At 55.2% G+C, this 23,831-nt stretch carries 20 protein-coding genes and 1 pseudogene; 11 read left to right on the forward strand and 10 right to left on the reverse strand.

The genetic code is table 11. The annotated features are described in order from the left end of the window. Positions 1-34 precede the first annotated feature (34 nt). Both BJQ17_RS05335 and BJQ17_RS05340 read left to right on the forward strand, forming a co-directional pair. Complete coding sequence (locus tag BJQ17_RS05335) at positions 35-4,924, forward strand: PAS domain S-box protein (protein ID WP_175442711.1); 4,890 nt, start codon at positions 35-37, stop codon at positions 4,922-4,924. Beyond that, positions 4,914-5,855, forward strand: coding sequence for a diguanylate cyclase domain-containing protein (locus BJQ17_RS05340; protein WP_070095688.1), 942 nt, complete (start codon positions 4,914-4,916; stop codon positions 5,853-5,855). Before BJQ17_RS05335 ends, BJQ17_RS05340 begins: the two co-directional genes overlap by 11 nt. Positions 5,856-5,959: 104 nt before the next feature. Here the strand turns inward: BJQ17_RS05340 and BJQ17_RS05345 are convergent, their stop codons facing one another. After that, positions 5,960-6,352 carry a hypothetical protein gene (locus BJQ17_RS05345; RefSeq protein ID WP_230064403.1) on the reverse strand — a complete coding sequence of 131 codons (393 nt, stop codon included), beginning with the start codon at positions 6,350-6,352 and terminating at the stop codon, positions 5,960-5,962. Positions 6,353-6,460: 108 nt separating this feature from the next. On the opposite strand from BJQ17_RS05345, the gene BJQ17_RS05350 reads away from it, so the two are divergent. Together BJQ17_RS05350 and BJQ17_RS05355 are read left to right on the forward strand one after the other, a co-directional pair. Beyond that, positions 6,461-6,802, forward strand: coding sequence for a hypothetical protein (locus BJQ17_RS05350; protein WP_236197553.1), 342 nt, complete (start codon positions 6,461-6,463; stop codon positions 6,800-6,802). Positions 6,803-6,946: 144 nt separating this feature from the next. Then, positions 6,947-7,381 (forward strand): annotated as a pseudogene (locus BJQ17_RS05355) (restriction endonuclease); the annotation flags it as partial. 47 nt (positions 7,382-7,428) lie between these two features. Here BJQ17_RS05355 and BJQ17_RS05360 read toward each other — a convergent pair. Then, complete coding sequence (locus BJQ17_RS05360; protein ID WP_070095750.1) at positions 7,429-7,731, reverse strand: hypothetical protein; 303 nt, start codon at positions 7,729-7,731, stop codon at positions 7,429-7,431. Between the two features lie 494 nt (positions 7,732-8,225). Here BJQ17_RS05360 and BJQ17_RS29700 point away from each other — a divergent pair, with 494 nt between their 5' ends. Next, complete coding sequence (locus tag BJQ17_RS29700) at positions 8,226-9,542, forward strand: hypothetical protein (protein WP_230064401.1); 1,317 nt, start codon at positions 8,226-8,228, stop codon at positions 9,540-9,542. A 113-nt stretch (positions 9,543-9,655) separates the two neighbouring features. On the opposite strand, the gene radC is transcribed toward BJQ17_RS29700, so the two are convergent. The 5 genes from radC to BJQ17_RS05395 form a co-directional block, all read right to left on the reverse strand. Continuing rightward, a complete protein-coding gene (radC, locus tag BJQ17_RS05375; protein WP_070095693.1) occupies positions 9,656-10,153 on the reverse strand; it encodes a DNA repair protein RadC in 498 nt (165 codons plus the stop codon). Between the two features lie 49 nt (positions 10,154-10,202). Further along, positions 10,203-11,117 (reverse strand): hydrolase or metal-binding protein, encoded by a 915-nt coding sequence (locus BJQ17_RS05380; RefSeq protein ID WP_070095694.1) that lies wholly within the window; start codon positions 11,115-11,117, stop codon positions 10,203-10,205. Positions 11,118-11,194: 77 nt separating this feature from the next. Further along, positions 11,195-12,199 (reverse strand): YqaJ viral recombinase family protein, encoded by a 1,005-nt coding sequence (locus BJQ17_RS05385; protein WP_070095695.1) that lies wholly within the window; start codon positions 12,197-12,199, stop codon positions 11,195-11,197. A gap of 76 nt (positions 12,200-12,275) precedes the next feature. Beyond that, positions 12,276-13,244, reverse strand: coding sequence for a DUF932 domain-containing protein (locus BJQ17_RS05390; RefSeq protein WP_070095696.1), 969 nt, complete (start codon positions 13,242-13,244; stop codon positions 12,276-12,278). Between the two features lie 71 nt (positions 13,245-13,315). Further along, entirely contained in the window at positions 13,316-13,645 is a 330-nt protein-coding gene (locus BJQ17_RS05395) for a hypothetical protein (protein ID WP_070095697.1), read from the reverse strand. Between the two features lie 698 nt (positions 13,646-14,343). Here BJQ17_RS05395 and BJQ17_RS05400 point away from each other — a divergent pair. From BJQ17_RS05400 to BJQ17_RS05405, 4 genes are all read left to right on the forward strand, one after another. Further along, on the forward strand, positions 14,344-15,036 hold the full coding sequence (locus BJQ17_RS05400) for an inovirus-type Gp2 protein (protein ID WP_070095698.1): 693 nt from the start codon (positions 14,344-14,346) through the stop codon (positions 15,034-15,036). 319 nt (positions 15,037-15,355) lie between these two features. Continuing rightward, positions 15,356-15,565 carry a DNA-binding transcriptional regulator gene (locus BJQ17_RS29705; protein ID WP_083285015.1) on the forward strand — a complete coding sequence of 70 codons (210 nt, stop codon included), beginning with the start codon at positions 15,356-15,358 and terminating at the stop codon, positions 15,563-15,565. Positions 15,566-15,878: 313 nt separating this feature from the next. After that, complete coding sequence (locus tag BJQ17_RS29710) at positions 15,879-16,118, forward strand: AlpA family transcriptional regulator (protein ID WP_083285019.1); 240 nt, start codon at positions 15,879-15,881, stop codon at positions 16,116-16,118. A 20-nt stretch (positions 16,119-16,138) separates the two neighbouring features. Beyond that, positions 16,139-17,617: a YfjI family protein gene (locus BJQ17_RS05405; protein WP_070095699.1), complete on the forward strand. Its 1,479-nt coding sequence runs from the start codon at positions 16,139-16,141 to the stop codon at positions 17,615-17,617. A gap of 193 nt (positions 17,618-17,810) precedes the next feature. Here BJQ17_RS05405 and BJQ17_RS05410 read toward each other — a convergent pair whose 3' ends face one another. The 3 genes from BJQ17_RS05410 to BJQ17_RS05420 all read right to left on the reverse strand — a co-directional run bounded on the left by BJQ17_RS05410 (position 17,811) and on the right by BJQ17_RS05420 (position 21,958). After that, positions 17,811-18,770 (reverse strand): hypothetical protein, encoded by a 960-nt coding sequence (locus BJQ17_RS05410; RefSeq protein WP_070095700.1) that lies wholly within the window; start codon positions 18,768-18,770, stop codon positions 17,811-17,813. Positions 18,771-18,932: 162 nt separating this feature from the next. After that, complete coding sequence (locus BJQ17_RS05415) at positions 18,933-20,297, reverse strand: site-specific integrase (protein ID WP_070095701.1); 1,365 nt, start codon at positions 20,295-20,297, stop codon at positions 18,933-18,935. Positions 20,298-20,920: 623 nt separating this feature from the next. Then, on the reverse strand, positions 20,921-21,958 hold the full coding sequence (locus tag BJQ17_RS05420) for a sensor domain-containing diguanylate cyclase (protein ID WP_003250683.1): 1,038 nt from the start codon (positions 21,956-21,958) through the stop codon (positions 20,921-20,923). A 367-nt stretch (positions 21,959-22,325) separates the two neighbouring features. Between BJQ17_RS05420 and BJQ17_RS05430 the strand changes: the two genes are divergently transcribed. Together BJQ17_RS05430 and BJQ17_RS05435 are read left to right on the forward strand one after the other, a co-directional pair. Next, positions 22,326-22,811, forward strand: a complete 486-nt coding sequence (locus BJQ17_RS05430) for a DUF2165 domain-containing protein (RefSeq protein ID WP_003250687.1) — start codon at positions 22,326-22,328, stop codon at positions 22,809-22,811. Positions 22,812-22,856: 45 nt separating this feature from the next. Continuing rightward, positions 22,857-23,573, forward strand: coding sequence for an SDR family oxidoreductase (locus tag BJQ17_RS05435; RefSeq protein ID WP_070095703.1), 717 nt, complete (start codon positions 22,857-22,859; stop codon positions 23,571-23,573). Positions 23,574-23,831 lie beyond the last annotated feature (258 nt).

The following is a 23,831-nucleotide window of genomic DNA, read 5'->3' on the forward strand; positions in this document are numbered from 1 at the left end:
TCGATTTTTCTCGTTCGGCCAGCCGCGATGTGGGGTGAAATTGAAAGATCGCATTCTGAAATTCGGATCTGTTACAGCGCTGAGCGCTGTTCTTGCGTCAGGATTGGTAATTACGGTTCTGGCCACCTACGGTATGATGGAGCACAACAGTGCGCAGGCCAAGGCCGCATTAACCCGTGCAGTCCAACGCACGAGCGAGGCGGTTGCTGCACGCATTTATCTCTATCAATTTGGCTTGCGGGGCGCGCGTGGCGCTATTCAGGTCATGGGCGAGCAGCAGGCCAGTCGTGATGGCTTTTTAACCTACAGCAAGACTCGAGACTTTGATGCCGAGTTTCCTGGGGCTCGCGGGTTTGGTTTCATCCGTCGTATCCCAGCCAGTGTAGAAACCACCTTTCTTCAAAAGGCCCGGCTCGACGGGAAACCTGACTTCACGCTACACCAGCTCTCCCCGCATGATGGCGAGCGCTTCATCATTCAGTATGTCGAGCCGCAGGCGAGGAACCAGGCAGCGATTGGCCTGGATATCGCGTCCGAGAAAAACAGGCGAGAGGCCGCTGAGGCAGCGCTACAGAGCGGCGAAGCGCGGCTTACAGGCCCGATTACGCTCGTCCAGGCGACGGGCAGGCCACTGCAGTCGTTTCTTTTCCTGTTGCCGATTTACCGAACGGTCACCACGCCGGACACCGTTTCCGAACGCGTGGCACAAGGATTTGGTTGGAGCTATGCGCCGCTGCTGACCGAGGATGTCCTGACGGGGCTTCCATTGCCCTCCGATGGTGTGCGGTTGCAGTTGCGTGATGCGACTGATCCGGCTGCTCCGGTGCAGTTCTATGAGCGTAAACAAAGCAGCGAGGACGAGCAGGAGGTCATGCGTACCCAATTGACCCAGGTGGTTTTTGGTCGTCGCTGGGAGATCGAGTTGGTTGCATATCCCTCTTTCGTAAAGGAGTTGCGTCAGTTTTCTCTGCGTAGCACCTTCGCCATTGGGCTGGGCAGCACCTTTTTGGTCATGGCATTGTTGGGCATCTTCAGGGTCAGCCGTAGGCGTCGACGCGACATTCTCGCTGAACAGGCCAAGCTCGCGGCCATTGTGGAAAATTCCAACGACGGAATCATTGGCCTGACCTTGGATGGCATCGTTACGGCGTGGAACCACGGGGCCGAGAAGATTTTTGGCTATAGCAGCGACGAGGCGCTGGGTCGTACCTTGGTAGGCTTGGTATTGCCCGTCGAGTTGGCGGATGAGGAATTTCATTTGCTGGGCAAGATCGCGCGGAGCGAGCGCATCGAGCATTTCGAGACGCGTCGCGTGCGCAAAGACGGCCAGTCTTTGGACGTTTCGGTAACAGTATCTCCTATTTGTGATGCTGCCGGGCGGGTCGTCGGAGCCTCCACGACAGTTCGCGACATCACCCCGCAGAAGCGGGCAGAGGCACGCATTCTCGAGCTGAATGTCGGCCTGGAGCATCAGGTGGCCGAGCGCACTACAGAGCTCCGCGAGCTGAATGCCCTGCTGACCAACGTTCTGCACTCGGCATCACAGGTCTCGATCATCGCCACCGACCTCACGGGCATAATCACGGTTTTCAACACCGGGGCTGAGCAATTGCTTGGCTATACAGCCGAGGAAGTTGTTGGCATTCACACCCCTGGTATTTTCCACCTGGCTGAGGAGATGGCGACGCGTGGCGAGGCGTTGAGTCGGGCGTATGGCGAAACGATAAAAGGTTTCCGCGTCTTTGTGCAGAAGGCTTCATTGGGCGAGGCGGAGGTTCGGGAATGGACATACGTGCGCAAGGACGGCACGCGGTTCAGTGTGACCTTGCTGGTCACCGGTATGCACAATGCTGATGGCATGTTGAGTGGTTACCTGGGCATCGCCATCGATATCAGCCAGCGCAAGCAGGTAGAACAGCGTTTGGCCGACAGCCTGACGCTGACAGAGACCATTCTCGATACTGCAGTCAACCCTGTCATCAGGATCGACCAAGCGGGGGTGATTCAATCCTGTAACCGTGCCACCCAGACCGTTTTCGGCTACCTGCCTGACGAGCTTGTTGGCAGCAATGTGCGAGCTTTGTTGCCCGCATTCTCCGAGGATTTCTTATCGCCCTCGAAGGATGCGCATGGTGATCCAGCCAGCAGCGATACGGCAGGGGTTTCCCGAGAAGTGCAGGCTCGACGAAAAGATGGACACATCTTCCCCTCACAAATCACACTGGGCGGCATGCAGATTGGCGGTAAGCCCATGCTTGTTGCCGTACTCTTCGATCTATCTGAGCAACGCCGTCAGCATGATGCCATCACTTCGGCCCGCGACCAGCTGGCCTTGGCTTCAGACGTGGCGAAGCTGGGAGTATGGACGTGGTCGCCTGAAGAAAATGATCTGCAGTGGAATGATCGGATGTTCGAAATTTACCAACAGCCGCTCGCCTTGAAAGTATCAGGCCTTGGTTATGAGCACTGGCGGGAGCGGTTGCACCCCGACGATGCGGAAACCGCCAGCAGGTGGCTCCAGGGCTTGCTGGAAGGGAACGGCGTGTTCGAGACATTGTTCCGTCTTCAATTACCCAGTGGCGATATCCGTTATGTTCAGGCCGCTGCCAGGATAGAGCATGTTGCTGAAACCGGCTGCCAGAAAGTCACGGGGATCAATCGGGATGTCACAGCAGAGCACGAATTGCAGGCAAGTTTGTATTTCGCCAAGGAGCAGGCGGACGCAGCCAGTGCCGCCAAGAGTGCTTTCCTGGCGAACATGAGCCATGAGATCCGCACTCCCATGAATGCTGTACTGGGCATGCTGCATTTGGTTCAGGCCACCCAGCTTGATTCGAGGCAACTTGACTATATCCGCAAAGCGCACGGTGCGGCCAAGTCTCTCTTGGGGCTGCTCAATGACATTCTTGATTACTCCAAGATCGAGGCCGGTAAGTTGCAGCTCGATCCACATCCTTTCGAGCTCAATCGGTTAATGATGGACCTCGCAGTGGTGCTGTCGGGCAATCAGGCGGATAAAGACGTCGAAGTGCTGTTCGATCTCGATACCTCCTTACCTGAGTGCCTGGTTGGCGACAGCCTGCGCCTTCAACAGATTCTCATCAACTTGGCTGGTAATGCGCTGAAGTTCACCGAGTGTGGTGAAATTACCGTGAGCCTGCGTGAGTGTGTTCGTCATGCCGATGCTGTCCGGTTGCGAATTGCTGTGACCGACACTGGAATCGGTATCAGCGAGGAGCAGATCGAGCGAATTTTCGACGGGTTCAGTCAAGCCGAGGCATCCATCAGTCGTCGCTATGGTGGAACAGGCCTTGGGCTGGTGATCTGCAAGCGGTTGATTGAACTGATGGGCGGCACGCTGCAGGTGGAGAGTCAGCAGGGTAAGGGCAGCTGCTTCTGGTTTGAGCTGCAGTTTGCCTTGGCGAATACCACGGAGACTGAGGAGCCGGCAGCAACAGCTAGCGCTGACCTGAGGGTGTTGGTAGTCGACGATAACGACACCGCCCGTGAAGTACTCGCAAGAACGGCTGTCGCGTTAGGCTGGCGGGTAGATCAGGCCAGTAGAGGGCGTGAGGCTGTGGAGCGCGTGGTAAGGGCTGCGGATGTGGCCCCTTACGATGTCGTGCTGATGGACTGGCGTATGCCGGACATCGATGGCTCGACTGCAGCACGCCTGATGCAGGATGCGATGGTTGGTACTGCGCCGGTGGTGGTAATGGTTACTGCGCACAGTCACGAAGTGTTCGCGGATTTACCGCAGGGAACTCATGCGCCTTATGCCGCTGTCCTGAGTAAGCCCATCACCCCGAAGCAACTTGTGACTGCTGTGGAACTTGCCGTCTCGGGACCGCAACCTTCTGATACTACTGCGCACGTGAGCCCGGTAGCCAGGCTTGAGGGCATCAAGTTGTTGGTGGTTGAGGATAACCCGCTCAATCGCCAAGTGGCTCAGGAACTGCTAGAGCTCGAGGGGGCCAAAGTGACGCTGGCCGAGGGGGGGCGGCTGGGCGTTGAGGCTGTGATGCAAGGCACACAAACCTTCGACGCCGTACTGATGGATGTCCAGATGCCTGATATGGACGGGCTGGAGGCGACTCGCCGGATTCGTCAAAACAAGTTGCATGCCGGCTTGCCCATTGTCGCCATGACGGCCAACGCCTCACTCTCCGAGCGACAGGCGTGCTTGGCTGCGGGAATGAATGAACATGTGGGCAAACCTGTCGACCTGGAGAGACTGGTCGTTGTGCTCACGCAGCTTCTGGGCCGTGAAGAGCCTGTCCGGTCCTCTCCTCAGGCAGATGATCCGCCGGATGATGAACCCACCGAGAGTGTATTGCGGCGATTTGGTGGCAACTTGACGCTGTTGCGTAACGTGCTGCAGCGTTTCCCGGATGAGATGCGACAGAATCTTGATCAGTTGGAGCGACACTGCAGGAGTGCTGACAAATCCGGTGCGCTGATGCAATTGCACACCATCAAGGGCAGTGCAGGTACCATGGGGGCCAGTGGTCTGGCCGCGCTGGCTGCTGAGCTGGAGCAGCGCCTGCTGTGGGCGTCGGCAGAGGACGGGCAATCGTTCATGGCCAGCCCTCGCTGGCTATCGCACCTGCACATGCAACTGGCGTCCGACCGCGCTCGGCTCAATCTTGCCTTTGCCGCGCCTATGGCGTCCGTTATTGAACGCCAATCTGCAATGACGGAACGGGACTGGGAGAGTGACTTGGGTTACTTACGTGAGCTGTTGGTCAACAGCAATCTCCTCGCCCTCCAGCGGGCTGAAGCCTTGCAGGAGGGGGTTCCGCTGCAGAGTAAAGCGCTTTACGAGGCGCTCAAGCAGGCCGTTGACGACCTCGATTTCCATTCAGCGACCGTCTGGTGCGATAAGTTGGCTCATTCAATCAAAAGGAATGTTGATGGACGATGAATCTAGCCGCGTGCGGGGTAAGCCACGTTTACTGATCGTGGATGATCAGCCGCTCAACATCCATGCACTGAATGAGCTGTTCCGTGCAGACCATGAGATTTACATGGCCATGGATGGTAATAAGGCCGTGGATATCGCCCTGACGCAGTTCCCGGATCTGATCTTGCTCGATGTGATGTTGCCTGGCATCGATGGCTACGAAGTGTGTCGTCGTTTGAAGGCCAGTCCGTTGACTGCGGACATACCTGTGATATTCGTGACAGCCAAAGGGCAAGAAGCAGACGAGGCAAAAGGACTTGAGCTTGGAGCCGTCGACTACATAAGCAAGCCATTTCATCCCGGTATTGCCCGTGCTCGGGTGAAAACCCACCTGACTTTGAAGTTACAAAGCGATTACCTCAAGAGCCTAGCGTCGCTCGATGGTTTGACAGGCATAGCCAACCGACGCGCCTTCGAGCAACACCTCAGTGATACGTGGGGTCACGTGTGCCGTGATGGAGGGTGGCTGGCACTGATCCTTATCGACATCGATTACTTCAAACGCTTCAATGACCACTATGGGCATTTACAAGGCGACCAGTGCCTTTGCCGTGTGGCGCAGGCACTAGTCGATGTGATCAAGCGCCCATTCGATATGGTCGCGCGCTTTGGCGGAGAAGAGTTCGTCTGCATTCTGCCTGGCACCCACCTCAATGGCGCCGCCACCGTTGCCGAGCAGCTATCCACTGCTGTACAGCGTCTGCAGATCCCTCACGTGAAGTCACTCGTTGCTGACAAGGTGACGATCTCACAGGGGGTCGGCTGCCTCCAGCCTAAACCCGGGCAGGACGCCCATCAGCTGGTGGCGCTGGCAGACCAAGCCTTGTATCAGGCCAAGGAGAATGGTCGAGCAAGGTTCAACCTGTCGGAGATTTGCAGGGGCTTGCGGTAATCAACGTGCAGTGGGGCATCGATACACGTCCCAATCATCAGCCAGCAGCACGGACTTGATGGGGGCGCATCGCTTAGCCAGAGCCACGGCAAAATTTGCAGGCGTCACCCCAGCGAAGGCGCAACCATCTCGCGGGCTTTGATCTCAACTTCGGCAAGGTCCTTGAGGCGCTGGCTGGCATCTGCATTTACGCGCCCATCCCAACCGTACAGATACAAGTCATCCCGCCAGGCCAGCAACGCAGCGGCCACACCCAGTTCATCTGCGGAAAAACTGGCGTGATAGAAGCGCAGGGCGTTATTGCAGTGTGCCAGGCAATCTCGATACGTAGCTGTGCGTTGCGCCGCGCAAGGCTGGCATGCCACCAGACCCAGTTGAGTTTCCAGAATATCCAGCAAGCCCTGTGGCCCGACTGTCAAAACCCCCAGCCGATTGCTCGCCAGGGTTGCACGCTGGCCGTCTAATTGCATTCCGAACGTGATGCGCATTTCAGACACGTTGACGCTCCTTGTGAATGATCTTGAGGTTGATTGGGTGGCGGCGAAATGTGATGAAAGCTTAAGGAGTTTCTCACGACGGCCGCCAGTTGGGTCGGTGGTACTGCCGTGGCAGCGACGCCACTTGGCTGGGCTTTAGGTACTGCGGCAGCCGGTGGCGTTCTGGCCTACGGGGTCTCCCGCTGGATTCGTGGCGGCGCAATGTCAGAGGGGCGCAAGCGGGAGTTGTTGCTGGTGTATCAGGAACGATTGGCCGAGGTGGAGGCCAAGGAGCGCATGGGGACGGTCACGTTGTTGGACAAGTCCGGATTTATTTCGTCACTGCGAGAGGTGATCGAAAAAGATGTCCTCAGTGCCGATAAGGCGCTGCGACTGATCGAGGCGGTGGAAGGCGGGAAAATGGCGTTGCCTGAGGCTTATCGATTGGTCAATGGGCTCTTGCTGGAGTAGTGCGAAAAGGGTGCAGTCGTAAGCAAAACGTCGATGGATCATCCGATCACGACACGTCTTGTCGCGCTACTCCCTCATGCTCGCCTCATTAGCAGAACGTATGTTTTACATCGATCCGAACCGCTTGAGTCAGGCCACCATACCGGGAGCACGTTGTACGTGGACTTCCATACCACCAAGCCCGTGCGTGCTGTGACCAAGTGCCATCTGAACTTGATGGTTGCCGATACGGCAAAATGGGAGCAAAGCGTAGGGTTCTTGCTGGATATCCATCCCGGCGTAACCAAGTGGGTCAAGAACGATCGACTGGGCTTTACCGTCGGCTATCGCAAGCAAAACATCAAGCACAGCTACATCCCTGACTTCATCGCCGAGTTGGACATCGGCATGAAGCTGATCATCGAGGTGAAGGGGCAGTACAACGACGATGCAGATCTTAAAGCCAAGGCTGCCCAGCGTTGGGTGGACGCAGTGAACCGCGGGGGCGAGTTCGGGCTTTGGCACTACTTGGTTGTGCAGGATCCTACGAAGCTCGGAGCAGAGATCGATCAGCTGAGTTTGGAGAAGCTACAGGGTTAGCTCGCGAAGTGGGGGGGCGCTCGTTGGAGCGTCCCTGTTATGTCGGATTACAACCAATGCTCCGGTACTTCGATCTCGTAGTTCTTCGCCACGGTCTTGAGAGTGGCGAGAATCTCGGCATGGCGTGCCTGGTCAGTCGCTTGCCAAGTAGATCTGCGCTCCAGAAGACCTTTGAGTTCGCCCAGGTTGTACATGCGCAGGCGGTGGAAATTGCTCCAACTGGGGATGCCGAACAAGTTGTAGATGACCACGGTGGCGTCGCGTTCGCTGGCCAGGCGCTTGTTCCCGCTGAGCTTTTCGGCAGCGGCTTCGGCTTCGTCCCGGTCGTCATAGGTGTTGAGCAGTTTCATCAGTGTTTGGCTGTAGTTCAATTGGGCAGTGGATTCTGCCTGAGTGGGGAAAAAAGAGCATTCAAGGATCTGTTTAAGGGAGGGGGAAGGTGAGTGAAGTTGTACATCCTATCCCCACTCTGACGTATTTCAGAACCTGTCGGGCCGCGTTCGCCAGCCGCCTCCTGCCGGGCGCCACTACAGAGAGCCTTCAAATGCAGTCACCACCACCGAATTACTGCAATGTCGGCAAACCTGCCAGCAGCGTCTGAGGCAAGCGCTGGGGCTGACTGCGTTGGGACTGCTGATGTGCGTCGCCATGCAGGGGCTGTTGCGCTACCCCTCCTGTCAGTTGGCCAGCAGATTGAGCCGCGCTGGCTGCTTGCGTCGCTACCGGCTTGTTGCTGCTGCTCGGGCTACTCGCATGGGGCGTCTGCTTATTCCATTGGATGCATCTGCAGCGTTATGCCAAGGTGGTCGATTGACTCCACTGAGTCCTCGCCATTCGTGAGTTGTTGGCGGCTCGCCAGGCACTGGCCGTCGCCCGGGAGCAGGCCGGGCAGAGCCCCCTGAACACAAGCGCGCTGCATGCACTTCAACCACAGTTGGAACAGCACCTGGACGGGCTCACCCGGCAGTACCTGCAGCTGCGTCTGGCGGCCGATGTGACAACCGTTCGCAACCATTGCCGGCAGCGCCTGCAGGCTATCCGTAGCCGGACACCTCTGATCCAGGCGGAAACTATTGTGCGCGAAACACTGCAGCGCCTGCAGCAGCGGTGCGATCAGCTCAGCGACCAGTGGGAAGAGACCTACGAGAAGTTCTCCTGGTTGAACAAGATAAAGTACTCCGACGGCCCAGATTTCAGAAAAATAGATCAAGTCATCAGGCAACTCAAGAAGATGCATGACAGGTTGCTGGCTCAGCACGCTGAAGACTTCACCTGCCTCGATAAGCACTTTTCCGAACTCAAATATCGTGCTGAAGCACGCATCACCACCAGCCAAAAGCAGATTGAGCAGTTCATCGCCGATGAAGTGACTCGTGGGCAGGAAAATGAGTTGCCGCTCAGGGCCGGGTTCATGCTGTCAGCCCTGTCGGTGCCACTTTCCCTGTGGGATGACTTCACCACGGCAGGCAACATTTACGACGCCCTGCGGAGCGTCAACGGCAACTATGCTGGTATGAGTGATGGTGAAATCTGGCTGGAAACCCTGTTCATGTCCTCAGATAGCCTGGTTGGGCTGACCTCCCTGGCCAAAGGCGCCTATTTTGAGAAACTGGTGGCGAGCGATACCGGGGGGGGCCTTTTCGAATACTTCAACAACCCCGGCACCGATATCGTCATCGACGGTGTGGCCTACCAGATCAAGGCCACTTCCAGTACCACCTACATCAACAGCGTAGATGCTGACATCCCGGTTATTGCAACCTCGGAAGTGGCCGAGCGGACTCGCGCCATCGACTCAGGCTTCAGCAATATCGAGTTGGAGCATTCGGTAGACCTTGCACTTGGCGGCTCGGTGGTCGACTCCGAGGACACTGTCCTCGATGCATTGCTCTCCGGGGTTGGCGGGCTCGGGTTGTTTGCCACCATTCAGGGCATCAACCATGCCGCAGAGTACTACGAAAACGGCGGCGATGGCGTAGAGGCTCTGTTTGCAGGAGCAGGCGTGGCCATTGAAGGCACCGCACGGGCGCTGGTGGGTACTGCAGAGCTGGGTTACAAGGTGCTCGCTTCCGCCCCTAGCCGCTATATCGGCCGGACACTGCTGGCTGGGCTGAAAAAGTTCGATGACAAAATGACGGACGCGGGCTCTAGGCCCAAATGAGTAGCTCCAGCTGGGGCACCGACGCAAAAAAATAAGACCTCGAATCAGCTGCCTCCATGGTGATCTTTAGGGCTCAGCCCTAAAGATCACCATGGAGGCATTATGATGTCGTTTTACAAAAGACCTCGTTCAGCCAACGAGACGCAACCTTCATGGCCAACCACCACATGATCTAAGATGCGGGTGCCGACCATGTTCAAAGCGTTCTTGAGGGTGGTGGTTAAGGTACGATCAGCTTGACTGGGCTCTGGGTCACCGGAGGGATGATTGTGAACCATAATGACGGCCGCAGCATTGTGCTCCAAGGCGATCTTGACCACCTCTCTCGGGTACACGCTCGCGCCATCCAGAGTGCCTCTGAACAGTTCTCTAAAGCCTATGACCCGATGTTTGGAGTCGAGCAGCAGAAGGGCAAAGACTTCATACTCGTGGTACTGCAGCAGTGTTTGCAGGTGACTGAACACCTGCTTCGGCTCAGTCAGTGCCCGGCCTTTAGACAGACGACTCATGGCCAGTTGTTGCGCCATCTGCAGGATGTCGGCCTCGGTGACGGGGGACTCCATGACGTAGGTGCCACTCGCTTCACCGGCTTTGAGCTTGTGATATTTCATGACGGTATTCCTGTAAGAATGGGGAAAGCTGGGGAGGTTGAGCAGAGCTTTACTGAACGGAAGGCCTAGTGCTGTGCTCGATAGCCTGAGCCTCCAGCTTCTGAGCCAGTGAGGGCTTTGACGGTGCTGTCGGTTTGGCCTCTGCGTTGCTGGGTGGGGTTTCAGCAGCGGGAAAAAACTCCTCGACAATGGCGCCACTGTCCTCCTCGTTGTCTTCAAAAGCGCCATTGTTAAAACCTTGTCGGGCTGCGTGATCCAAGGCGCTCTGGTCAAAGCCCGAGGCTTGCCGGGTTTCCTCCAGTTGCTTGGCGGCGAGCAAGGCATCTTCTAGGGGAAGTCCACTGCGCACCGTGATATCGACGTAGAATATCGGCGTGCCGTGGCTCTGACGGGTGGATTTGCCACGCAGACGCAGCTCCAATGGCAACCAGGCCAGGCGATTGCCAGAGATGGCTTGCAGGTAATGCAGGCGCGCTGCCAAGGTGCGGATGCTGTTGAATCCAGTGGTCCGGAAGACAAAACTGCCCAGTGGGTCGTCATCGCCAATCACCACGTTCAGCCGACCGTAAGGCTTGCAGGCATTGCCTTGGGCCAGTGGGCAGCCATCGGGTGAAGGGCAGGGCAGCGATTGGATGCCATCCTTGGTCAAACGCTTGCACGTTTCACCGTTGCCGACGCATAACGGTCTGCCGGTGGTACGGTCGAACAGGCTGTAGTCCGCGCGAAAGTTGAGGTCCGGTTCGTTGAACAGCAATCGGATCGGAATGCTGCGCAGCTTGCCATCCAGGCCATTGCGCAGTTCCTCATTGAGTGGATGCAGTAACCAGCCGTCACGGCTCTGGACTTGCGAGGTGATGGTGAACTGATCATCTTTCTCGGGCAGGCGCTTGCCGTTTTTCTCGACGATCTTACCGATGGAAATGCGCCCGAGTACCGGCGGAGTGATGGCTAAACCTTTGAGCATGGTGGTGCTCCTTGATCTGAAAATAAAAAAGCCACCGGGACGTGAACGGTCCGGGTGGCTAGGGTGAGCAGGTTGTTTCAGGCGAGCAGGAAGCGACGAGTGCCTGCTTTGGCCTTGGGGTAGCGAGCCTGCAGGTAGGGCTTGTCTTTGAGTATCTGTTCGACATCCAGACCAATGCTGTCCTTGGATTTCTTCCAGCTGATGTAGCCCTCAGCAAACTCTGCACGGGTGGCTTCCCCCATGGCCTGCTGCAGAATTTGCTTGAGCTGCGCCTCACGCGTTTCCTGCTGAGCAATGTTCTGACGAACTGACTTGAGCTCCAGGAAGGTGCTGGTCAGCGCCGTGTGCTGGCTGAAGTCCAGCGTCTGTCCGTTATCCTCGGGGTAGAGGCAGCGCAATGCCGCTTCCGCAGACGCTGTGCCATCGGCCGGTGGAGGGGTGTCGCTGACGACGTAATCCCAGAACAGCCGTTCTAGGTCAATCAGTCGAGCAATCAGCGCCTCGTCGCGTGTGATGCGATGGATTTCCAGATGCTGGCCACCGAGCAGCACGGCCACATCAGCGGCCTGCTTGCCAGTGACTGCGAGCTGGTGCATGACTTGTAATTGCACATATTCGGGCACGCCCTCTTTCCAGAGGCGTGCCCCGTTTATGCCGGCAGTCTTGCATTCAAGGATCTGAACATCGTCGGCACCGATCACCTCGCGGTCGATATTGGCGAGCATCCAGGGGAGCGCCGGATCGGGATGCTGTAGTACAGCGTTGATCCGTCGAACCTTGTGTTGGCTGCGCTTGCTGTAGTGCCAAGCCACGATGGGCTCCAGCACATTGCCCCAGTACAGCGGGCTTTGCTCATCGTGAGGATCGACCTTGGGCATGCTGGCATCGCGACCGGTCTTCTCCAGCCACAGCTCCAGCTGCGACTTGTAGGGATTCAGACCCACCGCAGCGGCAGCATCCGAACTGCCGATGCCTTGCTTGCGGATCTGCAACCAGTCCTCGCGGGGCAGCTCCTTGGTGCTGACCAGGCGCAGGGCGGGGCGTTTCTGGCGGGTGCTGCTATTCAATGACGTTGCTTTCATCGTCTTTACCTGCTGGTATAAAAAACGCCCGACCAGCACATGGCTGACCGGGCGCAAGGGGTGAGGTAAGTAAGGGTTAGGCGGCGAGTTGCAGAGCGGCATCCAGGGCGCGTTGCTTGATCTGCGCCCCCTGACCGAACCATGCCGAGTCCAGGCGGTACTCGTTACTGCGGGCACGGCGTTCGTGGTCGACGTACTCGGTCACGGCATTGAGCAGGCCCCAAGCAGTGCCGCGTGCTGAGTCCAGTTGGCTGCCACGACCACGGCCCTCGTACAGTTCCTGGACCTTGCGTAGGGCGCGCTCGTTGGGCAGTTGCTCCGGCAGAGCGCCGGTCGGGCTGGTCTCACACACCACGTTCATGAAATAGCCTAGCGCTTCATGCCACTGCACCTTACGCTCGGCCAAAGCTCTCATGCGATACATAAACTCGTCCCATTGCGAGACGGCGATACCGAGTTGCTTCTTCACCGCCTTGGGATCGAAGCGGGTGTTGTGTGGCACCTTGATTGCCCGGCTGCTGCCGTCGAGGGCGATGGTCAGGGTGTTATTGCAGACTACGCGCACGGTGGTCGGCGTGGCGGTGGTGGCCAGGGTGCCGTCGCAGGAGGTTGCCAGCAGCAGATAGCCATTCACTTGGTCGTTACCTTTGAGCTCTGTGCCTTGGCCGGTACGTGCCAGCGCCCAGAACTTGCGCCCACCCTTGAGCACGCCAGCCGTTTCCAACTCGTAACCGGAGGCGTCGGTGAGGTCGCGATAAAACTCCAACACTTCACGCGGCTGCACCGTGTGGTAGCGCTGCGAGACCACCGACAGCGGAGCTTTGGTGTCTGAACGGTAGAGCACTTTCTGTTCGGGGAAGGAGTGGATAGTGCCAAGGTGACCGACAGTATCCGACTTGAAGTGCACTGGGCTTTCCTGGATCTGCCAGTCCATGCCGGCTTCACGTTGCCAGACCTCGATAGGCTGGTTACGGGGAAGTTGATTGCCCAGGCCATGCCAGGGAGTAGCGCCAGCGTAGGCCATGGTTTCAACGAGATGAGCCATGAGAATGATTCCTTACGAATGAAGGGGAAAGAGCGTCGTTTCATCAACGAGCGACGCCTGTTCACAACGGCTTAACGGTTGACGCTAAAGCTGTAACCGCACTTCAGACATTGGTAATTGGCCAGCACCTTGTCGTCGATCTGCTCGCCCAGCGTGGCCCCGGCAATGCCACCCGCGACCCCGCCAAACAGACCACCCAAAATCGCCCCGGCGATGCTGCCGATCGCAATGCCCACCGGCCCACCGACTACACCCAGTACCGCGCCAGCTTCCGCACCTGACAGGGCACCGGCGGCACCACTGGCTGCACCGCCTGCAGCGCCAATTAATCCGCCCGTTTGTTTCCCGAGATTTTTCGTGATGACACGTCCTGAATTACAGCTTGGGCAAGGTGTATACATACGCAGATCCTCTCCAGTGATGAGCGTGCTGAGCCAAAGCCTGGCACGCAAAATCCCCAGCGGCAGTTGATACTGTGGGGCGTTCACAGAGGTGATATAGGTCTGAGTTTTTTTTGATTCAGCTCGTACCGGATCACCTATGTACGGCACAGCCGTTAATAACTGGCCATTTGAAGTCCTCGTGGTGACATGAATACGGTAGTGCCGTAAGTTTTTACAAGTTTTCGGTATGAAGTGTCTACATGACTCAAGTTTGCAAGCGGCGCACGCCTGTCGGCTCATACGGCTTTGGCTTTCAATGAAAATGGAATCTTTTTTGATTTTATTGATTGAGATTTCTTGCTTTTTTCCTGGGGTATATTTCTGCTGGGGGTATTTCTTGGGGGAGGGCTGCATGTGCGGCATAGCTACTGTTACGGTTAAAGTAGTATGCGTCTAATAAGCATCGATGCAGTAATTAATAATTGATGTGGTTGCTATGTATTCTGCCGTGATAGATAGCGCTCACCAATAGGGCGCTATCATGTTATTGGTTTGCAATGCAGAGTCGCCATAAATCGCAGAAGCAATGTGCAGCGTTGACTGCAGGTCAAAGCGTTGATAGATCAAGCGTATAAGTCGAAGCAAGGTGCTTGAATACACCTAGTCCCGTGTACCTGCCGGTGAGTCTTCCATACACGACTGACAGGAAATTAACTATGTTTCATCATCAACCGAAGCGTCACCCAATCAATACTAAACTCAAGCTACACTACGGCAACGAGTATCGTGGTTTCGCTGTGCAGCAGCAGTTGAAACTTGGCCCTTTGATTGAAAGCTACTTGGAACGTGGGCTCGAAACCTTGCAGCACTGTCTCTCGGTACAGGCCCGTACCTTGGTCTGTAGGGTAGACTTGCGTTACCCCGTCGGCCTGATGCCGTCGGATGCGCTCGTCAGCAATGAGGTGATGAGTCGCTTCTTCTACCATCTAAGTAAAGAGCTGATCTGGGCGAGTACAAAGTACACGACTGATATCCGCTACATCTGGTGTCGAGAGCGTAACAGCAGTCAAGCACCGCATTACCACGTCATGTTGCTGCTCAACTACGACGCCATCGGGGGCCTAGGTAACTACGGGCCTAGCGACGACGGTACTTACAGTAGGAACAACTTATTTCATCGCGTCGTGCGTGCTTGGGCCTGGGCAATTGGTTGTTCTGAATACGAGATGTCAGGGCTAGTACATGCCTGCCAAGACAAACTCAGTGGGCAGGTTTACCAGTGCTTGGATCGACGCTTTCCTGACTCGCTCAGGCCGGTTGTCTACGCTATGAGCTACTTGTGCAAGACGTACAGCAAGGCGCAAGAGTTAGGGCAAGGCTTTGCTGTGTTCACTACCAGCCGAATCTGAGTGCTGCGGCATACATGTTCAATTTACCTATTGTATGGTCCGGCATTGCCGCACTATAACTCACCAGATAGGAGTCTTTCGCATGAGCTACAGTGATTATTGGCGTCGTAAATTTCTTACCGAACATCCTGAGTATGAACAACAGTGCCAGGAGCTTCGGTATGAACCGGAGAAGTCATCTCCATCTGTCCGGGCTGCTCCGCTCCCATGGCATGCGAGGGTAAATACAGCGCCGGAGTCAAATTACAGATTACCTTTACCTGGAGCTGCTTCGTCTAATTTCGAGGTCTCGGAGATCTTCCCGCAGAAACGGCCAAAGATGTGTTACGGAGTCACGCCAGACTCAAGCATCATCAGGCTTGCATGTTCCTTGCGCCAACGCTTGAAGCTAACCCAGCAAGAGCTCGCTGCGCATTTGGGGGTCAGCGCTCGCACGCTGCAGGACTGGGAGCAGGGGCGACGTCATCCCACTGGGCCTGGAAAAGCCTTACTGCAGTTGTGGATCGACCGGCAATCAGTGGCCCCCTGAGTCGTTCTGACTGAGAGTCAACGTTTTTCCTGGCTATGGGGCGACTGGGTTCCGAAGGACGGAAGGGATCTGAACGGCAAGCAAGACTGCTATTCCTGCTATTAGTAGCAGGAATAGCAGCTGCAGTGGTCCCGGCTAAATCCGGTGGGGCGGGGACAAGCTGCTAGGATGACAATTTCTAGATCGCAGTGTTTCTAAAATGTCAATACATCTGCTTAGCGTTGGAAAACCCATTTAGCACCCCTGACGACTCTGAGTGGCACGGGCTGTAGAGTCCTTCCCTATTGAGTTCGCAATTGAAGAGGGCGTGGTGATGGGCAATGAAAGTAGTGGTAAATCAACATTAAGAATTTTACGCATTCGGCAGTTGCGAGAGTGCATTGGGCTGAGTAGATCGACAATTTATGATCGGCTAAATCCAATGTCGCCTAGATACGACAGTACATTCCCAAGGCCAATTAAACTAGGAAAGTTTGCCGTGGGTTGGGTTGAGGAAGATATACATCGGTGGATTGGATCTAGGATCGAAGAGGCCGGGAAGATTTTGTCGTGATCTCTGAAGGTGTATGATTTATGAGTTTCTCTAGCTTTGGGTCTTGGGGGGTCTCTGCTTTGGAAGGGGGCTTTCCAAGGTATATGTCTTTACCGGTGATAGTGAGTGCGGTGGATGAGGCGGAAGGGCATATAAAGGCCCCGAGGGCACTCGTTTTTTCATCTGCTCTGACGGCGATCGCTATAGCTTCTCAAGGTTTGATTGATGTTTGTAAGCCGAATGGACAAATAGTTCCAGCATCACTTATGCTGCTGACGATTGCGAACTCTGGAGAGAGGAAGTCTACGGCGGAAAATATATTTCTTAGAGGAGTTCGCCATTTTCAGGATGAAAAGGACTTGATTTATCTTAAGGAGCTTTCTGATTGGAATGCGAAGTGGTCAGTCTGGGAGGCTCGCCGGAAGGCCATGTTGAAGGAAATACTTCGTTCAGGTGATGAAGGAGAGAGTGAGGAATATCGGATATTTATGGCGCATATGGGTAATGAACCGGTCAAGCCTAGACGTTTTAAGTTGATTTACGAAGATGCTACTTCAGAGGCTTTGTTTTTGGGATTATACCAGAACATTCCTGCAGCAGGGCTCATTTCTAGTGAGGGTGGGGGAGTTTTGACTGGCAAGGCATTTAATGATTTGTCGAAGCAGAATGCCTTGTGGAGTGGGGATGCAATAACTGTTGATCGAGTATCGTCTGAAAGCTACGAGCTAAGAGCTCGTCTGACGGTATCGATAATGGTTCAAGAAAAAACTTTCTTGAGTTATATGGCAAAGAATGGAGAGATATCACGGGGATCTGGTTTGTGGGCTAGGTTTTTGGTTTGCAATCCAAGATCGACCCAGGGAACTAGATTGATTGGTGGAGGGGTGGCCACTTGGAATTGTTGCGAGAAATTCTCTGAGCGCATTGGGGAGATACTTAAAGAAAGTGTTGGATTCCTGATGGGTCCGGCTAGGTCAAGATTAGTGATTAAGTTTTCTCAGGCGGCGGCTCAAAAGTGGATAGAAATTTTCAATACGGTTGAGTCGGCTATTGGGCCGGGAGGAAGGTTTTTTGGCATGGGTGATCATGCGTCAAAGTTGGCAGACAATATTGCAAGGGTGGCGGCCTTGTTTCATTTCTTTGAGAGAAGAAGTGGTGATATAGCTCTGGAGACTTTGGATGCTGCTATTGATGTGTGTTTTTGGTACTCTGGCGAGTTTCTCCGTTTGTTTTCATCGCCGCCTCAGGAAGAGATCGACGCACAAGAATTGGATGACTGGCTACAAGTAAGACGTGAGGCGGGTGAGAGATTTGTACCAAAGAATATCATACTGCAAAAGGGGCCCGGGAAGTTACGAAAAGTAAAGCGTTTAGATTCTGCTATTGAAGTGCTCTCTGCGCAGGGTAAGGTTTCTCGGTCAAAATTTGAAAATGTCACATATCTCGATATTCTTCCTGAGTATTCGATGAGTAACTTTTCTTCTAGGACTATTATCTCTCCTTACAAGTCTTCAATTTAGGGGGCATTTGTCCTGCGTGATGTTGTGTCGAGATCAAGATAGGTATCAATGTATAAATTTGTTTTGATGGTCTCGATTGTGATAAATAGCCAGAAGGTCTCAGTTTCTTGCTGGTGTGTTGTAAGTTTTGCCGTTTCTTGTAAGTCGAGAGCGCCACCCGTTAGGATGGCGTTTCATTATAGGTGAATATCGTTCACTGGAGGTTCTGGATGACGTCATTCAGCGATCTGACCTCTGCAAGCTGCTCTACGTAAGTTTGCAGTTGATCCATGTCGTTTGTAGCCTCCAGCTTTTCAATTGCTGATTTCGGCAAATCCCCAAAGCGCTGCTTAAGTTGCAGAATTAATGTTGCTCGTACGCCTTCAATACGTCCCAGGGTGCGTGCGGCGTCTAGGTCCATCTGGCGTGACTCCTCTGTATCCTGCTTGGGAAACGAATGGCGCAGGGAGTATCCTAATTGTTCTCGATCCGCTTTTCGCTGACTGCCTCGTGTGACAGTGCGAGCAATATCAAACAGGACATTGCGAACCTGGAATTTTAAGTCTTCGAGGTTGGTGATGTCTAACATTTGGTATTCTTTGTTGGCTTTGAAAATGCGTGTTGCCATTTCGTCGGCTGCTACGGTTTTATCCAAATTTTTACATTTAGGGTCGTTATATATCATGCCTCGGATCATGGATTCAAGAAGCAGTGATTTCATGCTCTTAGAGGGCTGCTGATTCTTGCCCCGTCCCCCGGCGCTTGCGCGATTGCTGTAGTGCTTGTTTTCCAAGTTTTTTAGTACTTCGAGCATCGCCAAGTGGCGATTGGATAGCATCAGGGCATTGATCATATTCTGCAGGATATGATCAGTTGCAGCGGCTCCTAGGGAACTCATTGGGATGAAATGATTTTTATAGATATGTTTCACATAGACTGCTTGGCGTAGAGCTATCTCGGCATGCTTGGATAGTTGCTCATCAATCGCATGTTTACCTTGTCGGATAGTCAGCTCGATTTGTTGATCTTGCGAAGGTTGGATCTCTAGACTTTCCATCCTTTCATACAACCACTGCACGCGTTGTTGGTGTGCAGGCAAAGCGATCTTTTGCAAATCACGTACCTGCTTTTCGACGTTTTCAGCTTGTGCGAGTAATATCGTCGCTGTACGCATATCTGGCCTTGATCCACGCTCACTCCGGAAAGACAAGTTTATACTCCTCATTGTTCGAATGGCGCCTCAGTGTAGTGGGGCCAGCATGAGAGGTGAGATCGAGCGTCTGTTGCTAGAGTCGTCTCTCGTGGTTTCTGTGGGCTATACAGGTGCAACAGTATCTTATGAAGATGGGGTGGCGAGAGTCTCTGAGGTCATTTGGTCCAAATGTAATCCAAGCTTGTGCCAAGCGTCAGCCATCTCTTTTGTATAGCTATGACGCTGATAGGTGCGTTTAACCTTGTTTTCTTCAGTGTGATTCAGACACCGTTCTGCTACTTCAGGAAGTACTCCCAAGGCGGTCATGATAGTGGCACCGGTGCGCCTAAGATCATGCGGGGTCCATTTCCCTCCGCTCAACAATAGGGCTTGTGCTTTGGCGCTACGATTACTCATCACTCCCTGATCAGGCTGGCGCTGCCTGTCGCCAAGTTGCTTGGTTACGGTTTTGGAACAGACCGGGCCGCTGTCTTCCGTGTTGGGGTAGCACCAAGCGGAGTGACTGTTAAGCACTCTGATTTTTTCGAACTGTCGGATGGCAAATGAAGAGAGCGTGATACTGTGGGCTTTTCCGTTTTTGCTGTTCTCTGCCGGTATGAGCCAAAGGCCTTTGGCGAGGTCAAGGTGCTCCCAGCGTGCGTTGAGCAGTTCACCAATGCGGCAGCAGGTGGAGAGGGCAATCCAGATTGCAGCTTCGGTGGATGGGAGTAGGCCGGCTTCAGGAGTGAGCAGGGCGAGGGCGCGGATCTCATCATCGCTCAGCACTCGGTCGCGTTCGACATCCTTGCCGCCAATCTTGGCCTTGCGGATGCTGGCGGTCGGATCGTGCTCAATCAGATCTCGATCCACTGCGAACCGAAACATTTGTCGCATCAGGCTAAGGATGAGCTTGGCCATACGGTTGACGCCGCGAGCGAGAAGGGCATCGGTCACTTCGGTGACGTGTCCTTTTTTTACGTCTGCCACGGCTATTTTGCCTAACAATGGCAAAACGTCCTTTTCAAACATGCGGCGAACCTCTGCTCCACCATCCTTGCGGTTGATCAGGTCGACTGTGGCCCAGTGTTCGAATAGCTCGGAGACGCTTTTTCTTGCGGCCTGTCGGGCTTGCTCCGCTTCTGCGGCTGCTTTTTCTGCTGCTAGGCGAGCGAGCTCGGCGTCCCGGGTGGCCACGCGCGCCGCCTCTTCAGCTTCAAAATGCTCCCGGATATCCCTAATTCCTGCCTTGTGCAGGCCAGCAAGTTCCTTCGCACGTTGGCCAGCTTCGGCCAGGGTCATGGTTCCCTCAAGCCCATCACGGCTGTAGGTGCCGATGGGATAGGTGATACGTTCACCGATGCTGTTCGCGTAACGGAAATAAAAGAGGCGTTCTCCGCTGGTGGTGATGCGAGCGACCAGGCTGCCATGCCCCCAGATGGCAACTTCACTGAGCCACTTGTCACTGACCCCGGGTTTGGCGGTCATTTGTCGGTCTGTAATCTTGGCCATCTGGTTAGTTTTCCCGTTGCCAATTGGTTGCCAATTGAGATTCTCTGGTTGCCAATTCGTTGCCAATTGAGATCGGCTTTCCTCGAACCGCTGTGGGCTATTTTGGACGGTAGAATGGATAAAATCCAGTAAAACCAGGGGTTTGAGCATTGTGTTTCGGATGAGGTTGAATCAGATAAGATGGGTATTTACCTTTATGGGGTGCAAGGGGTAGAGTGTTCGAATCACTCCGTCCCGACCATATATTTCAATGACTTAGGCCATTTCCGAAAGGGATGGCCTTTTTCATGTGCGTGACTTTTGCGTGACGTCTCAGGATTTTACGCCTGCCTCCTCTTCAAAATTGTCAGCAACGGCCCACGCGAGTCCGTCGCTGAAACGTTGTTTGCCGCCTTTATCAACACTCCCTCACCGAAGCGGCATCAGTGAATCTCGTGGCTCGCCGGGACCCGCTGAGTTTCAGCGCCCCCTCAATGCCGAAGCTCAGGGCGCTAACTCAATTCGTTTCATGAAGCGCACGATTGCGGCTTTCGAACATCGAACGTTCGCTTAGCGAGCGCCTGTCCAGATGAGGCGCTCTCGTATAGGGGAGTATCGCTCCATGTTACCGAGTCTTAACTTCCTCAGGATAACGCTGGCACATAGACAACCTGGTCACGCCCCCCATGTTTGGCCGCATAGAGACCGCCGTCAGCGCGCTTTATTGCATCATCAATCTGCTCACCCTGGGTGAGCAGGGTGCATCCAATGCTCATGGTCATCTTCCGAGGGCCGCCGGGCATCAAAAACGGCGCGCTGCCGATTGACTGACGCAAGCGCTCCGCAATCTGCGTTAATTCTTGGCTATCTTTAACCCGTAGCAAGGCCACGAACTCCTCTCCTCCCTGGCGTACCAGCAGGTCATCTGGCCGAAGCGTAGCCCGCAGTCGGCGGGCACACTCGCAGAGCACTTTATCGCCGGCATCGTGGCCATGCTCGTCATTGACGGATTTGAAACGGTCGAGGTCTGCGTATACGGCACCTAGCTGTAAACCTCGCTCCTCAGCCAAACGAAGCTCTCGGTTCTGAAATGCTGCCAACGCCCCGCGGTTCCATAGTTGTGTCAAAGGATCAAGCAAAGCCCTGCGCTGCCCGCGATCCATTTCAACACGCAGAGCGCGATTGACCTGCGCTAGGCTCCGCAGTTGCAAATAACCCTCGGTGAGCGTGGCTAAGTCCCGAAAATGAGCCTGTTGTGCCTCGCTGAGCTTCCGCGGCCGAGGATCGAACATGCACAGGGTGCCAATGGCTTTGCCATTTGAGGCACGTAACGGGTGGCCCGCATAGAACCGGATATAGGGTGGGTTCAGCACGAGGGGATTGTCCTCGAAGCGTGAATCGCACCTGGCGTCGGAAACCATCAAGGTATCTTCACCGAGAATCGCGTAGCCGCAAAAGGACACATTGCGCTTCGTCTCGCTTACCTCGATGCCGATTCGAGCCTTGAACCACTGCCGATCCTGATCGATTAGGCTGATCAGAACGGTCTCCACCTGGGCTAGTTCTTGGGTGAGTCGTACCAAGGTATCAAGATAATGCTCGGCCGGCGTATCGACCAAGTCCATGTCATCAAGTGTGCGCTGACGAAGTGCTTCATCAGCGGGTAGGGGACAAGCTGGCATGTCTGTTACTCCACTCCTTGGTTCGTTTTTTCACAAACGCGGATAGAAAAATCTCAAGCATCTTGGCCAATGCCGCACACGCTCGGCGCCTTCAGGCCAGCCGAAGTAGAGAGCATAGCAAACCGGTTGGCTCTATCCCGGATCCTCCAGTGGGTCATACCTGTGGCGTTGATCGGCGCGGCTCGGTCGGTCGCCCAAGACCTCGACAAACTTCTCAGACCTACAGACGGCTTGAACAAACGGTTGAGGTTGTCGCCCCTGCCTGCCTTATTGGAAATCCGGTATTGACCTCGAGTTAAGTCAAGGTTTTAGAGTGGCGTCCGGACGCTCTCGCTGCTTTCGGAAACGAACTCACAAAGGACCCGGAATGGACACTCCGACTTCACTGCTGATTTTCCAGATCACCTGCTGCATTGGCTTGAGCCTGTGGCTGAGTATCAGCCTGATCAACAACCTGCAGGCCTTTGCCAGCTCAGCCGGGGCGATCGGGGAGACCATGTCGATGGCGCCGCTGACCCAACCTCCCGGAATCAGCCTCCCTTTGCTGGTGCGAGCGATGACCTCTCACGCCATCCATCGCTTGGCCTTGTCGATCATCGTGCTGACACAGGCAGCCGCCGTTCTCGCGGCTTGGGTTGGCTGCTATGAACTGCTGCTTGGCGCCGGCTTGGAGGTGGCGCGGCCCTGGTTGAACCTGGCCTTGAGCGCAACGCTCGGGTTCCTGTTCGCGATGCTGCTGGGCGGGATATGGTTCGGCTACTGGATCCGCCAGGAAGGGTTGCAACTGACCCATCTGCTGTTGATGGTCTGGATCCTGCTGCACTTCGTCGTACTGAATGTCCGCTGGAGTTGAGCGGCCTAGGGAAGCTTGGAGCATTTCAGTTAAAAGGAGCAACAGATGAAGATGATGATCGTAGGCGCCGGAAGAGGGTTGGGCCGGGCTTTGCTCGAAGGGCTCGGCAAGCCAGGGGACACGCTGATCGGCGTATCACGCAAACAGCCGTCAGACTTGGCCCTTGCCCCGGGCATCGATCTGCAGTGGGTCGATGCCGACCTTGCCAAGCCAACGGCGGCTGTGGCACAGATCGCGGATCGGGCACCTGCCGATCTGGATGTCCTGATCTACAACGTTGGCATCTGGGAAGAACACGCCTTCAGCGAGCACTATGCCTTCCTTGACGACAGCGACGAATCGATCACCAGGCTGGTCGAGGTGAACATCACGGCCACGCTGCTTTTGCTCAAGCGCCTGGTGCCCAAGTTGCTTGGTGCGCCCCGGCCGCAGTTGATCCTCACCGGTTCGACCTCAGCTCTTCGCCAGAGTGGGCGCCCGGAGGTAGCGTTCGGCGCCTCAAAGTTCGCCCTCAACGGCATGGCTGATGCGCTGCGCGAAGGTTTCAGGGATGACAACCTGGCGGTGACCGTGCTTCAACTGGGTTATCTGAATACCGACGACTCCCTGAACACGCCATTGGCGCAAGCCGCAGCACGTGGCGAGCGGCGCCAGGTACCGGTGCATGATGTGGTCACTATGGTCGACGCGCTGTTGCGCTTGTCCGGGGCTTCGTTTGTACGGGAGCTGATCTTGCCGGCTATCGGTGATGAGCGCTTCTGAGGCCAAAGCTGCCATCAGCCCTCAAGTTTAGTGGCTGTGCTGCCGTCGACACTCGCCCGGTGTCATCCCTCTTCAGGCTTGAAGGCGCGCAAGAAAGAATTGGCATTCATAAAGCCAACCAGAAACGCAATTTCCCCTGGGGACAGGTTTGAGCGAAACGGCCTGTAGCCGTGCCGTATCGTCTTTTTTTAAACGATTACGTCACTGAGGCTGCATGGATTGGACGCTTGTACCACTGTTTTGAAAACCGTTGAGCTA

It is taken from the genome of Pseudomonas sp. NBRC 111139, assembly GCF_001753955.1.
Lineage (GTDB): Bacteria > Pseudomonadota > Gammaproteobacteria > Pseudomonadales > Pseudomonadaceae > Aquipseudomonas > Aquipseudomonas alloputida.

Bases quoted from the DNA above. Each gene is read 5' to 3' on its own strand.
- BJQ17_RS05420 (WP_003250683.1), bottom strand. From the start codon at position 21,958: ATGCCAGCTTGTCCCCTACCCGCTGATGAAGCACTTCGTCAGCGCACA.
- BJQ17_RS29710 (WP_083285019.1), top strand. From the start codon at position 15,879: ATGGGCAATGAAAGTAGTGGTAAATCAACATTAAGAATTTTACGCATT.
- BJQ17_RS05415 (WP_070095701.1), bottom strand. From the start codon at position 20,297: ATGGCCAAGATTACAGACCGACAAATGACCGCCAAACCCGGGGTCAGT.
- BJQ17_RS05360 (WP_070095750.1), bottom strand. From the start codon at position 7,731: ATGAAACTGCTCAACACCTATGACGACCGGGACGAAGCCGAAGCCGCT.
- BJQ17_RS05340 (WP_070095688.1), top strand. From the start codon at position 4,914: ATGGACGATGAATCTAGCCGCGTGCGGGGTAAGCCACGTTTACTGATC.
- BJQ17_RS05385 (WP_070095695.1), bottom strand. From the start codon at position 12,199: ATGAAAGCAACGTCATTGAATAGCAGCACCCGCCAGAAACGCCCCGCC.
- radC (WP_070095693.1), bottom strand. From the start codon at position 10,153: ATGAAATATCACAAGCTCAAAGCCGGTGAAGCGAGTGGCACCTACGTC.
- BJQ17_RS05435 (WP_070095703.1), top strand. From the start codon at position 22,857: ATGAAGATGATGATCGTAGGCGCCGGAAGAGGGTTGGGCCGGGCTTTG.
- BJQ17_RS05400 (WP_070095698.1), top strand. From the start codon at position 14,344: ATGTTTCATCATCAACCGAAGCGTCACCCAATCAATACTAAACTCAAG.
- BJQ17_RS05380 (WP_070095694.1), bottom strand. From the start codon at position 11,117: ATGCTCAAAGGTTTAGCCATCACTCCGCCGGTACTCGGGCGCATTTCC.
- BJQ17_RS05395 (WP_070095697.1), bottom strand. From the start codon at position 13,645: ATGTATACACCTTGCCCAAGCTGTAATTCAGGACGTGTCATCACGAAA.
- BJQ17_RS05405 (WP_070095699.1), top strand. From the start codon at position 16,139: ATGAGTTTCTCTAGCTTTGGGTCTTGGGGGGTCTCTGCTTTGGAAGGG.
- BJQ17_RS05410 (WP_070095700.1), bottom strand. From the start codon at position 18,770: ATGCGTACAGCGACGATATTACTCGCACAAGCTGAAAACGTCGAAAAG.
- BJQ17_RS05430 (WP_003250687.1), top strand. From the start codon at position 22,326: ATGGACACTCCGACTTCACTGCTGATTTTCCAGATCACCTGCTGCATT.
- BJQ17_RS29705 (WP_083285015.1), top strand. From the start codon at position 15,356: ATGTGTTACGGAGTCACGCCAGACTCAAGCATCATCAGGCTTGCATGT.
- BJQ17_RS05390 (WP_070095696.1), bottom strand. From the start codon at position 13,244: ATGGCTCATCTCGTTGAAACCATGGCCTACGCTGGCGCTACTCCCTGG.